At 57.8% G+C, this 12,339-nt stretch carries 13 protein-coding genes; 1 reads left to right on the top strand and 12 read right to left on the bottom strand.

The genetic code is table 11. The features are described from left to right. Nucleotides 1-102 precede the first annotated feature (102 nt). From nhaB to ACP7BN_RS00850, 3 genes are all read right to left on the bottom strand, one after another. Nucleotides 103-1,605 carry a sodium/proton antiporter NhaB gene (gene nhaB / locus ACP7BN_RS00860; RefSeq protein WP_426200887.1) on the bottom strand — a complete coding sequence of 501 codons (1,503 nt, stop codon included), beginning with the start codon at nt 1,603-1,605 and terminating at the stop codon, nt 103-105. 74 nt (nt 1,606-1,679) lie between these two features. Beyond that, nucleotides 1,680-2,969 (bottom strand): hypothetical protein, encoded by a 1,290-nt coding sequence (locus ACP7BN_RS00855; protein WP_426200885.1) that lies wholly within the window; start codon nt 2,967-2,969, stop codon nt 1,680-1,682. A gap of 281 nt (nt 2,970-3,250) precedes the next feature. Beyond that, nucleotides 3,251-3,517 carry a hypothetical protein gene (locus ACP7BN_RS00850; RefSeq protein ID WP_420649846.1) on the bottom strand — a complete coding sequence of 89 codons (267 nt, stop codon included), beginning with the start codon at nt 3,515-3,517 and terminating at the stop codon, nt 3,251-3,253. A gap of 345 nt (nt 3,518-3,862) precedes the next feature. Here ACP7BN_RS00850 and ACP7BN_RS00845 point away from each other — a divergent pair, with 345 nt between their 5' ends. Next, entirely contained in the window at nt 3,863-5,188 is a 1,326-nt protein-coding gene (locus ACP7BN_RS00845) for a sigma 54-interacting transcriptional regulator (protein WP_420649845.1), read from the top strand. An 85-nt stretch (nt 5,189-5,273) separates the two neighbouring features. Here the strand turns inward: ACP7BN_RS00845 and ACP7BN_RS00840 are convergent, their stop codons facing one another. The 9 genes from ACP7BN_RS00840 to pnuC all read right to left on the bottom strand — a co-directional run bounded on the left by ACP7BN_RS00840 (nt 5,274) and on the right by pnuC (nt 12,266). Continuing rightward, entirely contained in the window at nt 5,274-5,627 is a 354-nt protein-coding gene (locus ACP7BN_RS00840; protein ID WP_426200883.1) for a hypothetical protein, read from the bottom strand. A 242-nt stretch (nt 5,628-5,869) separates the two neighbouring features. Beyond that, nucleotides 5,870-7,174 (bottom strand): hypothetical protein, encoded by a 1,305-nt coding sequence (locus tag ACP7BN_RS00835; protein WP_420649844.1) that lies wholly within the window; start codon nt 7,172-7,174, stop codon nt 5,870-5,872. Nucleotides 7,175-7,219: 45 nt separating this feature from the next. Further along, nucleotides 7,220-7,966, bottom strand: coding sequence for a hypothetical protein (locus tag ACP7BN_RS00830; protein ID WP_426200881.1), 747 nt, complete (start codon nt 7,964-7,966; stop codon nt 7,220-7,222). 44 nt (nt 7,967-8,010) lie between these two features. Next, nucleotides 8,011-8,691, bottom strand: a complete 681-nt coding sequence (locus tag ACP7BN_RS00825) for a C39 family peptidase (protein WP_420649842.1) — start codon at nt 8,689-8,691, stop codon at nt 8,011-8,013. Nucleotides 8,692-8,754: 63 nt separating this feature from the next. After that, a complete protein-coding gene (locus ACP7BN_RS00820) occupies nt 8,755-9,732 on the bottom strand; it encodes a heme utilization protein (RefSeq protein ID WP_420649841.1) in 978 nt (325 codons plus the stop codon). A gap of 68 nt (nt 9,733-9,800) precedes the next feature. Next, complete coding sequence (locus ACP7BN_RS00815; RefSeq protein ID WP_420649840.1) at nt 9,801-10,373, bottom strand: adhesin; 573 nt, start codon at nt 10,371-10,373, stop codon at nt 9,801-9,803. A 1-nt stretch (nt 10,374) separates the two neighbouring features. Beyond that, a complete protein-coding gene (locus tag ACP7BN_RS00810; protein ID WP_426200879.1) occupies nt 10,375-10,824 on the bottom strand; it encodes a hypothetical protein in 450 nt (149 codons plus the stop codon). Between the two features lie 357 nt (nt 10,825-11,181). Continuing rightward, nucleotides 11,182-11,706: an AAA family ATPase gene (locus ACP7BN_RS00805; RefSeq protein ID WP_426200877.1), complete on the bottom strand. Its 525-nt coding sequence runs from the start codon at nt 11,704-11,706 to the stop codon at nt 11,182-11,184. After that, a complete protein-coding gene (gene pnuC, locus ACP7BN_RS00800; RefSeq protein WP_426200876.1) occupies nt 11,703-12,266 on the bottom strand; it encodes a nicotinamide riboside transporter PnuC in 564 nt (187 codons plus the stop codon). Before pnuC ends, ACP7BN_RS00805 begins: the two co-directional genes overlap by 4 nt. Nucleotides 12,267-12,339: the final 73 nt, after the last annotated feature.

Here is a 12,339-nt window from a genome sequence, read left to right as displayed (position 1 = left end):
CAGCAACGGATATGCACCCAGCCAGAAACAACCCCACCGCCTGAGAAAACGCCATCGCCAGCAGGCTGGCCCCCACAGTTGTATCGGCTGTGCCTACAGCCCTTACAACCAGTAACTCACGCCATACCAGCCCAGCAACCCCATCACCACGGTGTACGGCAACGCCATCCACACCATGCGCCCGTAAGACAAGCGCACCAGCGGCGCAATCGCCGACGTCAGCAGAAACAGAAACGCCGCCTGACCATTCGGTGTCGCCACGCTCGGCAAGTTGGTGCCGGTGTTGATCGCAATCGCCAGCGTTTCGAAGTGCTCGCGGCTCATGTGGCCAGACACAAATGCCTGTTTGACTTCGGTGATGTAAATCGTCGCAACGAAGACGTTGTCGCTGATCGCCGATAGCAACCCGTTGGCAATGAACAGCATCCCCGGTTGCTGATCCGCCGGCAGCGCCAACACCCACTGGATCAACGGCACGAACAGTTGTTGATCGTGGATCACTGCCACCACCGCAAAAAACACCACCAGCAGCGAGGTAAACGGCATGGCGTCCTTGAACGCGTTGCCGAGGCGATGCTCGTCGGTGATCCCGGTAAACGCCGTGATCAACACAATCACCATCAGCCCGATCAATCCGACTTCAGCGACGTGAAGCGCAAGCCCGACAATCAGGATCAGCGCCGCCAGACCCTGCACCACCAGAGCAGCACGTTGGCGTGGGGTGCGTTCGGCGTTGTCTTCAGCGGCGTAGTTGGCCAGCACGCTGCGCACGTTGTCCGGCAGCAAGGTGCCGTAACCGAACCAGCGCAGTTTCTCCAGCAGCACGCAGGTGATCAGGCCGGCGACCAGCACCGGCAACGAAACCGGCGCGACCTTGAGGAAGAATTCGGCGAAATGCCAACCCATCTCATGGCCGATCAGCAGGTTCTGCGGCTCACCGACCAAGGTGCACACACCGCCGAGCGCTGTGCCGACTGCGCCGTGCATCAACAGGCTGCGCAGGAAGGCGCGGAATTGCTCAAGGTCTGCATGATGCAACTTCGGCAGGTGCTGATCGTCGCTGAATTCGCTGTCCTGACGCGGGTCGTTGCCGGACGCCACGCGGTGGTACACCGAGTAGAAGCCGACCGCTGCGCTGATGATCACGGCGGTGACGGTCAGTGCATCGAGAAACGCCGAGAGAAACGCCGATAGAAAGCAGAACATCAGCGCCAGCAGCGCTTTCGAGCGCACGCCGAGCAACAAGCGCGAGAACAAAAACAGCAGCAGGTCCTTCATGAAGTAAATGCCGGCGACCATGAACATCAGCAGCAGGATCACCGGGAAGTTGTGCTGCAACTCTTCGTACAGGGCTTGCGGCGTGGTCATCTTCAGCAGCAGCGCTTCGATCAACAGCAGGCCGCCGGGCATCAGCGGGTAGCACTTGAGCGCCATCGCCAGGGTGAAAATGAACTCGATCACCAGTAGCCAGCCGGCGGCGACCGGGCCGACGGTCCACATCACCAGCGCATTGAGGATCAGGAACCCGATGATGCACGCCTTGTACCAGCGCGGCGAGTGCCCGAGAAAGTTGTGCGCGAAGGCCTGGGCCATTGAACCGGACATCGGCTGCTCCTTGTTTTAAGAAGCGCGCAAGTTGCCGTAAGCGCCGCGGAAGATCAAGTGTAGGAAGTTTCTGATTATTGATTCAGATATCGCGCTACGACGGCCCGGTACTTTCCATCAAGCGAGTAACCGCCAACCAGAATCCCGCCTGATGCCTGCACAGCCAGCGAAGTGGCGGTATCCAGACTGCGGCCCAGGCGCGTGCGTAACCAGCCACGGGCCTCGGCGAACTGCGGATCCAGCCGGCCATTGGGCAAATATCGCGCGACAACAAAATCAGCCTCGACACCGCCGATAGTTGCGCCCACAGCGACGATGCGACCATCACCCATGCGTTGCGCGGCGGTCCATTGGCAGCCGCTGGGGCCGATGTCCAGCAGGTGCGGCTGACCATTGTTATGGTGCAAATCGGGGCGGCCGTTAGTGTGAACGGCCAGCGCCATGCAGCGGATCGGATCCCGGCTGCTGCCAAAGCACTGCAGATGCCCGGCAGATTCCACTACCTGACTGACTTGAGCGCTTTGACCGTTGGCTTTAAACGCCATGAAGCCGTCCACGGCAAAGCGTTGATCAAGTTGCCCATCAGGCAGATAGCGCGCTAACAGACCTTGTTGCGGGAAGTCGATAGAACCTGCCACCACAATCCGCCCGTCGTTTTGCAGCGTCAGGCTGCAGAGCCAGGTATTTAGCAGCAGGTGGCGAATCATCACGAAGCCGCGGCCGTTGAAGGCTGGATCAAGTTGGCCATCCGCTGTCAGGCGAATCAGCATGCCGACCTGGTCGGAAAAATCGTAATGATGGTTGGCGATCAACAAAATCCGACCGTCATTCTGAACCGCGCAATCGCACGCTTCGGCACCGGGAACGCCCGGTGGCAACCACGGATCGCGAGACCCCATGGACAGGTCGCCGGGCAGGCGGACGATTTGCACGCCATTGTCGCCAAAACGTGTATCCGGCCGGCCGCAAGCGTCGAACATGGCGAGGGCGGGCAGGGTGCGCCGGTCGTTTTGGTAGTGCAGGCCCACCAACAGAATGCGTCCGTCGGGCAGCACCTGGACTTTGCCACCGGTGGCTTCGAAGCCTCGGGCAAACTGGTCGATCACACTGCCGTGCACGCCGAAGCTCAAGTCCGCCGAACCATCCTCTAACAGGCGCGCCAGACCAAAATGGCTGCCGTCAGCCGTTCCGACTTTGGCGGCTACCAGCACTCGCCCTTGTGCATCCAGGGCCAGGCCTTGCGTCATGCTCGATGTGCTGCCGGCAAAATACACCTGAGCCAGGCCACGATTGGCAAAGTCCGGGTCAAGTTGTCCGCTGTCGGTGGCGAGTGTCGGTAGCGCAAAGGCGTTCCGGGATGGCATGCATGCTTCTCCTTGCAAGTTGACCTGCGCCCGGGGCCGGGCGGGTAACTGCATGAGCGAAACATTCAACCTCTGAATCAGCGCCAGTACAACTGACAGAAATAACAGGTGGAGGGTCGCACTGTGCCAGAACAGTGTCTTTTGGAACCAGTTGCAAGCCTGCCAAGTACTTCGTCGATAAAAGCACTGGCGCAAGTTGTACAACGTGCGGCGGGGTATAGGTTTTTTCTAACGGGCAATAAAAAAGCGGATGACTCGAAAGTCATCCGCTTTGGTTTGAATCAATGTGGCATCGACCACGATTGCAGCAAGTAACCGTCTTCGCTCAGTTCGGCGCGAGCCTGTTGCAACAGCAGTTCAAGCTGAGCCGGATCGGAGTAAGCGCTGCTCGGGATTTGCGTACGGCCGATGTGCGAGTTAGTCCGGTCGATAACGGTCAGGCTTAGTTCGCCGTTGCCGTCTTGTGGCGCCCAAGCCACGCATTGGTAGGGTTTGAACGCGTGGTTGGCAATCAAAAGAGCTTCGTTGATACGGAGCGGGGCGGTCATGGGATCTTCTCTCTAATAGTGCCCAATCAAGTGATGTGCCGTCGGTTGGGCTTACCGTTCGGCTGGTTACTTGTACTGATGCACGCAACCCGGTGATGGGTCACACAAGATTCGAAGAAATTTGTTTTTTCTTTCACGCCCTCAGCTTTAAGACAGCTATTGAAAGGCTGGTGAAAGATTCAAGTCGATAGCTAACTAATAAACCCGCTGCTTATAACTGCTTGAGTTGTACGCCTATAAGCAATCGATACAAGGCGCCGTCAAATTCTTGCTAATGTTACAGCCAGGTCTGCCAAATGACTGTTTTTACAATCATTTCTTTTAATTTGGCGCCAAGGAACAGTCATGAGCGAAGCGCCTGCGTTACGACGTTTATTGGTGGTCGATCCGTGTGACGACTGTCATCGACTATTGCCCGGATTGCGCGCGGCAGGCTGGGATGTCGACAGTTGTACGCTGGAACATGCCGGCGACCGAAGTTGCGACGTCGGCCTGCTGCGTTTGCAGCCTTTTCACCTTGAACGGCCTGAAGCCGTCAAAGAGCTGATCAGTCGCAGCGGCACCGAGTGGATAGCCGTGCTCAATCAGGAAGTGCTGCGGCTGCAAAATGTCGGAGATTTCGTCTGCGAGTGGTTTTTCGATTTTCATACCTTGCCGTTTGACGTGTCGCGGGTACAGGTCACCCTCGGCCGCGCATTCGGCATGGCGCGCCTGCGCGGGCAGGGCACGATTCATATTGATCAGCCAGAACACGAGTTGCTCGGTGACAGCAAACCGATCCGCGAGCTGCGCAAACTGCTGAGCAAACTGGCGCCGACCGAGTCGCCGGTGTTGATCCGTGGCGAAAGCGGCACCGGTAAAGAACTGGTGGCGCGCACGCTGCATCGGCAGTCGCAGCGCCACAGCAAGCCGTTCGTGGCGATCAACTGCGGGGCAATTCCGGAGCATCTGATCCAGTCCGAGCTGTTTGGTCATGAAAAAGGCGCCTTCACCGGTGCGCATCAGCGCAAGGTCGGGCGTATTGAAGCGGCCAACGGTGGCACGCTGTTTCTCGATGAAATTGGTGATCTACCGTTGGAACTGCAAGCCAATCTGCTGCGCTTCCTCCAGGAAAAACATATTGAGCGCGTGGGCGGCAGTCAGCCGATTCCGGTGGATGTACGGGTGTTGGCCGCGACTCACGTCGACCTCGAAGCGGCAATCGAGAAGAAACGCTTTCGCGAAGACTTGTACTACCGCCTCAACGTCCTGCAAGTGGTCACCGCGCCATTGCGCGAACGGCATGGCGATTTGTCGATGTTGGCCAACCACTTTTCGCACTTCTATAGCCACGAAACCGGTCGCCGGCCGCGCAGCTTCAGTGAAGATGCGTTGATCGCCATGGGTAAACATGACTGGCCGGGCAACGTGCGAGAGCTGGCTAACCGCGTGCGGCGTGGCCTGGTGCTGGCCGAAGGTCGGCAGATCGAGGCGCGCGATCTAGGTTTGATCAGTCAGCAGTCGATTGCTGCGCCGATGGGCACGCTAGAGGATTACAAGACGCGTGCGGAACGTCAGGCGTTGTGTGATGTGTTGAATCGGCACAGTGACAATCTGAGTGTGGCGGCGAAAGTGCTCGGGGTTTCACGGCCTACGTTTTATCGGTTGTTGCATAAGCATCAGATTCGTTGAAGGCACGAAGCCAAAAGAAAGCCTCGCAATCGCGGGGCTTTCTTTTTGGGCATGAATAAAATAAATCTGTCCCCTTACAAATCTCTTACCGATCGATCATCCCGTGTCCGCCATAAGATACCGATCCAGCGAGCTCCATCATGCGCAGTGAATACTCGTGCGCGGTTTCGTACGGAATAATCAGTAGCTTATCAGCAAGTTTTTTCGCTTGCGCCGGACCGTGAACCGCTTCTAGTTGCACGGCAAACTGCTTGCGCAGCTCCCCCAGATCCGCAGTCGCGTCGAACTTGTCTTTGTAGGTGCGCCGGATTGTGAATTTATAGTCGGTCACCGCCTCATGCGTTATATGAAACTCTGTAAATCCCGCTGCTGCCAAGGCCCTGCCGACCATGTCAATATTAAGGGGCTGGGGAATGTCGCTGACTTCTACTACTTCCATTATGGTAATCCTCCATTTATTGGGTCCGGCACAACAGCACTGCCAGTAGGTCGATTGTGAGCTTACTCCGAAGCGAATGACCACTGTCAGAACTGTCAGTTTTTCAGAACATTACGAAATATAAAACTACCGTCTAAGTCCCCCGTTGAGCCATCTGTGAGGAGGGCTTGGCGGGAGCAAGCACATTCCTTCCGCCCCCCGGCAAACCGAGGGGGGAAGAAGAGGTTCTCCGGTGGTATTACCTAGAAGTAGTAAGGGAATTTCAAACTGAAGGAAAAGTCCGGCGCATCGTCGGTCATGCCAATCGACAAGTTCGGCACGATGGTCAGGTTGTCGGTGGCAGCAACGGTCATGCCGATGTTGAAATAACCGGCGTTGGCATCACTGGAGACCACAGACTCCCAATCCCCGCCATCCTGTTTCAGCTTGCTTTTGCGTTGCACCAGATCAGACACCGAGAACGACATACTCATTTTCTCGTTCAGTGCGAAGGCTACGCCGGCACCGATCTGGAAGCTGTCGCCAATGCGCACCTTGCCCGGGTTTTTCTGGTTGACGGTCGAGCTGATGTCGTCGAACGACTCCTCGAGGTTGTGGGTGTAGGACAGGCTGCCGAACAGTACGGCCGGGTCGAACGTCTTGACCAGCGAGATGCCCGGTGTGATCGACCAGACACCGTTGCCGGTTGGCAGTGTGTCAGGCACGAACAGGTTGGAGTTGGCATCGGTCTGGCGCAGCTTGATCCCGAACGGGTCCTTGCCGGTAGGGGCTTTGACCCGCAATGTGACTACCGCATCCGGAGTGTTGACCGACTCGTCGAGGAACTTGTAAGCCACCCCGAAGTTGACGTCGCCAATGGTTGGATCCTTGGTGACGGTTTCTTCCGTGGTCACACCTGCCGCGCCCTGATTGCCACCGCCCGACTGGTAAGTCGATTCGCGATACACGACCGGCACGTTCAGATCGAACTGCCAGCGGTTATCGAAGTTGTAGCGGCCCGTGAGATCGAGGGTCCAGGTGTCGGCCTTGATCCGGTCGAGGTTGATGTTGCCGAGAAAGATCGAGTCCAGCGCGAGGAAGCCGTTGAGGATCAGTTGGCGCGTGTCGTAGCGCGAGTAAGTCACCCCGGTTTCGACACTGAACTTGCCGCCACCGAAGAAGCCACTGGCCTCGTCGTACAGGTTGGACACGCTCTGCGCCGGCTGCGAATCATCGGCCAGGGACTGACCGTAAGATGCGCCACTGCCTCCCGCTGCGCCCCCCGACGCTGCGGCAGCCCCCGTCCCGGTGGCTACGCGATTGCCTTTCATGTCGGATGGCGACTTGGCCAGACGTTTTGGTGGCGGGGAAGCGGGCTGATCTTCGACCTGACGGACCCGTTGTTCGAGTACCGCCAGGGCTTTCTGTTGTGATTCGTATCGTTGCTTAAGCTCCAGAAGCTCCTGTTTCAAAGCCTCTACATCGGCATTAGGTGCCGCTTGCAGCATGGCGGCCGGCAGTAGAGTGCTCAAACATACAGCGGCGCGCAGTGATACTGATCGATACATGAATAAGCCGTCCCTTTAAGCCCAATGATCGAGACTCAGCGTAGTTCAATATCCAATACTGCGTAGTGCTCTGAGTTGGGTCAGGTTGCAGTCCAGTGCACCGGCACTCATGCCGTTGTTATTCAACACGACGTTGAGTTGAGTCAGGTTGTTGACCACGTTGGCACTACCGAGCAGACGGGTATTTTGCAGCAAACCGCCCTGAGCGACCTGTTGCAGCGCTGTACCCTGATTGCCCGAGGCTTGAATGGCCATTTGTACACCACCGTTGGTGGCCGACACCGCCACATTGCCGGCGGCGTTGCTGCCGGTGATGGTCTGCCCGGCCATCAAGGCCTGGCCCTGGGTTGGCATCAAAGCGGGCGCCTGCGCGGCTTCCTTGACGTTGATCGCGACGTTGTTGGTGGCCGTGTTGCCATCACCCGCGGCGCGTACGCTTTGCGTTATCCCCTGGGAACTGTTGAGCCCGGCACCACCAATGACTTCGCCAGTCCCCAGTTGCGGGGTGCTGCCGTTGCCGTGTTCTTTGATGGTCTGGACGTAGAATTCAGGTTTGACTGATGCAGCCTGAAGTTGCATCGAGGTCGCTGCCCCGATCAGATCGCCACTGGCGTTGCGCCAGGTACTGCTCATGACAATGCCGAAGCTGATGATTCGCCCCGGCATGACATATCGACCACGCAGCTCGGCCAGCTCCTGGTCCTTGATTTCGATGGGCTTGAATCCTGCATTGGCATAGCCTGACGCACTCGCTGCCAGGCAGGCGGCGGCCAGCCAGTCTGAGGTTTTCATTTGCTGCTCCCGGGACATCCAGTCCCACTCTTTATAATCGGCGATTAAAAGAAGTCGCTCTGTATGAACCCGAAATCCATCAATTCAGCATCTTTGACAGGGTTGAAGCCATCCAGCTTGTTTTTCGCAGTCAGCGGCAGCGGAGGGCTGCGCAAGGCATTGGCCTTGTCATATCCGGGGCCGACGATGGCGAACACAATACCGTTCCAACCTTTGACAAAATCATCGTGCTTGTAGCGTTTATGGCCCAGAACCGGGTCTCCGATGTAAACCCAATCCTTGTCAGCACGCTGCAAAACCACGAAATGCTTGTAGCCGCGAATGTCCATCAGTACCACCACCGGAATCGTTACTGAATCGAGCTTCTCCGGCGGAATCCTGTAGCCCCTGGCGCGCATGCCGATGCTTTCTATATAGCGCTTCATGTCGAGCATGGAAAAACCCTGAGTACGAACAAGGTCCTGGTCAGCGTTGACCAGCATGCCTTTGATGATGTGCTCCTCATCGACGTCGAGCCAATAAGCCTGGCGTAATACCGTAGCCAGTGCAGCGGCGCCGCAACTGAAATCGGTTTTTTGTTGGACTATGTCGGCAAACTTGCGCTCACGCAGGCTTTGCACATCCTTGTAGACCAGCACACCACCCGGCAGGGCAGCGACCGGCATCTGTGCAGCCTGACTCAGGCCAGACAGACAAAGCAGGGCGATAAGGGCAGTTTTACGCATGATCGATACGCCTTTGCGGACTGAGGAAAAGCCCCGTTTCCGGGGCTTTCGTTTCGATCGCGATTACATGCAGGCTTTGCAACCTGCGGCGATGGACAGCGAGTTGCTTTGTTGGTTGCCCACACCCGCCGAGACGTTGGCTCCGCCGTTGCCGGAGAAGTTGTTCATCGAGTTGGTCATGTTGGCGTTGTTGACGACAGGTGCTTTCCAGCCATCTTTGGTCAGCACTTGCTGAGTGGTCACGCCAGCGAGGCCAAAGGTACCCACGGCTTCGAACTTGGCTTTCTGGTCATCGTTGCCGCCGTGGCCGCCGCCACGATTGCCCCAACCGCCGTGATCGTTATCGTCTTCGATGGTTGCAGTGCCTTTGGCTTTGAACACGCCAGCCGCTGCATAAGTGCCGGTGAGGGTGTCGGTTTTGTAGGTACGTACGCCTTTGTTGTCGACAACCAGGCCAGTGGAGGACTGGTTGGCAGCAGCAGCGGCAGACGCGACGCGACCACCCGATACAGCGATTGCCAGGTTGTTTTTCTGTTGGTTGAAGTTGCCGGCAGTCACGTTGATCCCGATGTTGCCGGAACCGTTATTGCCAGCGTTGTTGAGTGTTGCAGTATTGGTGGTCGACGAGTTTTTCACATAGTTGTTGTTGTTGACTTGAGTCGCACTCGAGACAGCAACAGCAGTGCCGAAGATGAAGCTTTCGTCGGCGGTAGCCAAGGCTGCAGCGTTGTCTTGCTGGTTGCCGTCGCCGGCTGCCACGTTGGCGCCCATGTTGCCGTTGGAACCGTTGAGCGAGTCACTGGCATTGGCGGTGTTTTTGGTGCCTTGGTTGTTCACCTCGTTGCCGTCGCTGTTTTGCTCGTCGAGCACAGCGGCGCCAGCACCCGCGGTAATTTGCAGAAGTTGTTCCAGGGTAGGGCCTTTCGGACCATGCCCATTACCATGACCGTGATCATCATCACGACCGCCTGCCTGTGCTGCGATTGCCATCACTGCTGCAAGTGCGAAAACCAGTGGTTTGAGAGCCATTGTAGGTTTCATGGTGTTTCTCCGTGCTTATTAGTTGGTTAAGTGTTGGTACTTTCTAATTGCACTGCTTTTTATATGGGTCAGTCTGCGACCCGGATGCTCAGGGTGTTAGCCATACGGTTCCCCACCCCGGCACTCTGGTTCACCTGAATCACCCCTCGGCTGCCGGTGAAGGCCTGATCACTTGTCGTGACCTGGCGACTGCCGGTTGGGGTGCCAGTTGCTCCTGAGCTCGGTAACAACGCCACGTTCTGTTGCGACAGGGCGCTATCGTCAATGCTCTGCGGGCCGGCACTGATGCTGACGCGCGTTACATTGGCCATCTGGTTGTTGGCACCGGCGCCTTGGTTCACGCCCAGGATCCCGTTGCCATTACTGAAAGAGGTGCCACCGATGGTTGAACTGGCGTTCATCGAGCGGTCGGCGGGTGTATCGATCTTCTGAATCACGCGGGTGCTGGCGTTTGACTCAGTGCCAATGGCGATCGCCTTGACGTTGGCCTGCTGCATCTGGTCGCCAGCGGCCTGGTTGACGTTGAAATTGCCTTTGTACTGGACGCCGGAATTCTGGATGTCTGCCTGGTTGATCGAGGATGGATCGGCCATTGCGCTGGTGCAGCCGAGCAAGGCAAGCAGGAGCAGAGAACGAGTCATCTTATTGGCCTCCAGCCATGCGGGTCAGCGGGGCCAGGCCAGTGCTCATGGCCCGGTTCACGGTATTCGAGATCGAACCGCCGGCACCGCCGCCAGTGCCGGTTCTCATGCCGGGCAAACCGTTGGTGTTGGTTAGGGTGTTCATGCCGGGCAGATTGGAACTTGGCGTATTGATGTTGCCGCGGATGGAGGACCCGCTGGCGACGCCGGCAAAATCACCGTCATTGAGTTCGGTACTGTTCAACGTCGAGTTGATGCGCGCCGAAGGGTTGGCATTGACGGTGGTGGGATAGGGATCTTTGCCGCCATTGCGGCCAATCGGGATCGGTTGCACGTCACGATTGAGTACGATCACGCCATTGCCTTCGGCCTGAACGTTGAAACTGATAAAAGGGCTGGCGGCTGATCCGATCAGCACGAGGCAAGTAAAGGCTTTTTGAATATTCCCCACGGCGGCAATTCCTTCTTCAGTGGGCTGGGCCTGTTCAGCGTTGTGAAGGAGAGAGCGAAAGCTGTGCCGCTTTTTGAAATTGCCGTGGATTCAAAGGCTTGAGTTGCGATGCCGCGCTGCTGATACAGAAACTGTTTCAACCGTGAAACACCCACCCGGCGCGGTAACTGCCGATTGGCATTGCAAAGCTCTGGCACAAGGGTTTGCGCGCAGGTGTTTCATCTGCGTAACAAGTCCCGTGACAAACTGATGAAGGGCGTTGAGACGGGCACTTTGCACCCGCAGATGTGTTTCAGGAATGGACACTTGTGCCCCAAAGCAGGGGAAAACAGGGGCACAGCCCCCCCGCAGAATGGGTCAGCCTGCCAGCAGCTCGGCCACGGCAGCGCAAGCCTGGCGGCGACGCTCGAGCCAGTCTCCCTGAATTATCAGCAGGGGTTGCTGATGCAATTGCAGCCAGGAGGAGGTGGCGTCAAAGAATGCCCTGCGCTCACTCAGTTGCGGCTGGCAGCGCTGGCCATCATCGGTCCAGTCGATCTGCTCCGGCGAGAGCAACAGATGCAGATCGTAATGACGACTGAGCAACTCTGGCTCCAGCCATGCCGGGCAATCGCCGAATAACGTCTGACTCCACAGAATATTGCTCAGCAAGTGCGTGTCGAGAATCAGCAGCGGCGGTTGTTGCGCGCGCGCCTGATCTTCCCAGTGCAACTGGCCGCGGGCGATCTCGGGGATATCTGCCAGGCAGGTGTCACGCGGGTTCTGCTCGATGAACCAGCGCACGTACTCGTCCACCCGCAGGCCGCCGAATTGTTCTTGCAGCGCCGCTGCCAGCCAGCTCTTGCCCGTGGATTCCGGGCCGGTCAGGACCACGACTTTCATGCGCGCAACGCCGGATCGGCACGCCATTCGCGCCAGCCTTGCACCGCGATCAGCGTGAACAGTGCATACAGCGCGGCAGTCAGGTACAGCCCTTTATAGAGGAACAGCCCGACGAAAATCACATCGAGTACGAACCACAGTGCCCAGCATTGCAGGCGTTTGTGTGCCATCCAGAATTGCGCAACCAGGCTGAAACCGGTCAGCGCGGCGTCGAGCCACGGCTGCGCAGCGTCGGTCCAGTGGGCCATGGCTGCGCCGAGCGCCAGACTGCCGACGGCACCGATAGCCAGGCCTTTGACAATCGACTGGGGGGCGAGTCGGCTCACCTGGCGCCCGTCATGCATCGAGCCGGCGCGGGTCCATTGCCACCAGCCGTAGACCTGCAGCGCGGCATAGATGACCTGCAACAACATGTCCGAATACAGCTTCACCTCAAAGAACACCCAGCTGTAAAGCAGCACCATGACCAGCCCGATCGGCCAGCACCAAGGATTCTGTTTGACCGTCAGCCAGACCGCGATCACCCCGAGGGCGGCAGCAAACAGTTCAAGCCCGGACATGCGAGATCCTTGGAGGAAATGGAGGAGGGCGCGGATTGTACCGAAAAACCTGCGGAGGTCAGCATTCCACGCC

Origin of the sequence: Pseudomonas sp. TWP3-1 (assembly GCF_049896625.1) — a bacterium.
Classification (GTDB): domain Bacteria; phylum Pseudomonadota; class Gammaproteobacteria; order Pseudomonadales; family Pseudomonadaceae; genus Aquipseudomonas.
The sequence above is the reverse complement of the archived record's forward strand: the minus strand, read 5'-3'. Positions and strand labels throughout refer to the sequence as shown.

Excerpts from the sequence above, each read along its gene's own strand:
- ACP7BN_RS00805 (WP_426200877.1), bottom strand. The coding sequence starts at position 11,706 with ATGAAAGTCGTGGTCCTGACCGGCCCGGAATCCACGGGCAAGAGCTGG.
- ACP7BN_RS00815 (WP_420649840.1), bottom strand. The coding sequence starts at position 10,373 with ATGACTCGTTCTCTGCTCCTGCTTGCCTTGCTCGGCTGCACCAGCGCA.
- ACP7BN_RS00855 (WP_426200885.1), bottom strand. The coding sequence starts at position 2,969 with ATGCCATCCCGGAACGCCTTTGCGCTACCGACACTCGCCACCGACAGC.
- ACP7BN_RS00820 (WP_420649841.1), bottom strand. The coding sequence starts at position 9,732 with ATGAAACCTACAATGGCTCTCAAACCACTGGTTTTCGCACTTGCAGCA.
- ACP7BN_RS00845 (WP_420649845.1), top strand. The coding sequence starts at position 3,863 with ATGAGCGAAGCGCCTGCGTTACGACGTTTATTGGTGGTCGATCCGTGT.
- ACP7BN_RS00835 (WP_420649844.1), bottom strand. The coding sequence starts at position 7,174 with ATGTATCGATCAGTATCACTGCGCGCCGCTGTATGTTTGAGCACTCTA.
- pnuC (WP_426200876.1), bottom strand. The coding sequence starts at position 12,266 with ATGTCCGGGCTTGAACTGTTTGCTGCCGCCCTCGGGGTGATCGCGGTC.
- nhaB (WP_426200887.1), bottom strand. The coding sequence starts at position 1,605 with ATGTCCGGTTCAATGGCCCAGGCCTTCGCGCACAACTTTCTCGGGCAC.
- ACP7BN_RS00825 (WP_420649842.1), bottom strand. The coding sequence starts at position 8,691 with ATGCGTAAAACTGCCCTTATCGCCCTGCTTTGTCTGTCTGGCCTGAGT.
- ACP7BN_RS00830 (WP_426200881.1), bottom strand. The coding sequence starts at position 7,966 with ATGAAAACCTCAGACTGGCTGGCCGCCGCCTGCCTGGCAGCGAGTGCG.
- ACP7BN_RS00840 (WP_426200883.1), bottom strand. The coding sequence starts at position 5,627 with ATGGAAGTAGTAGAAGTCAGCGACATTCCCCAGCCCCTTAATATTGAC.
- ACP7BN_RS00850 (WP_420649846.1), bottom strand. The coding sequence starts at position 3,517 with ATGACCGCCCCGCTCCGTATCAACGAAGCTCTTTTGATTGCCAACCAC.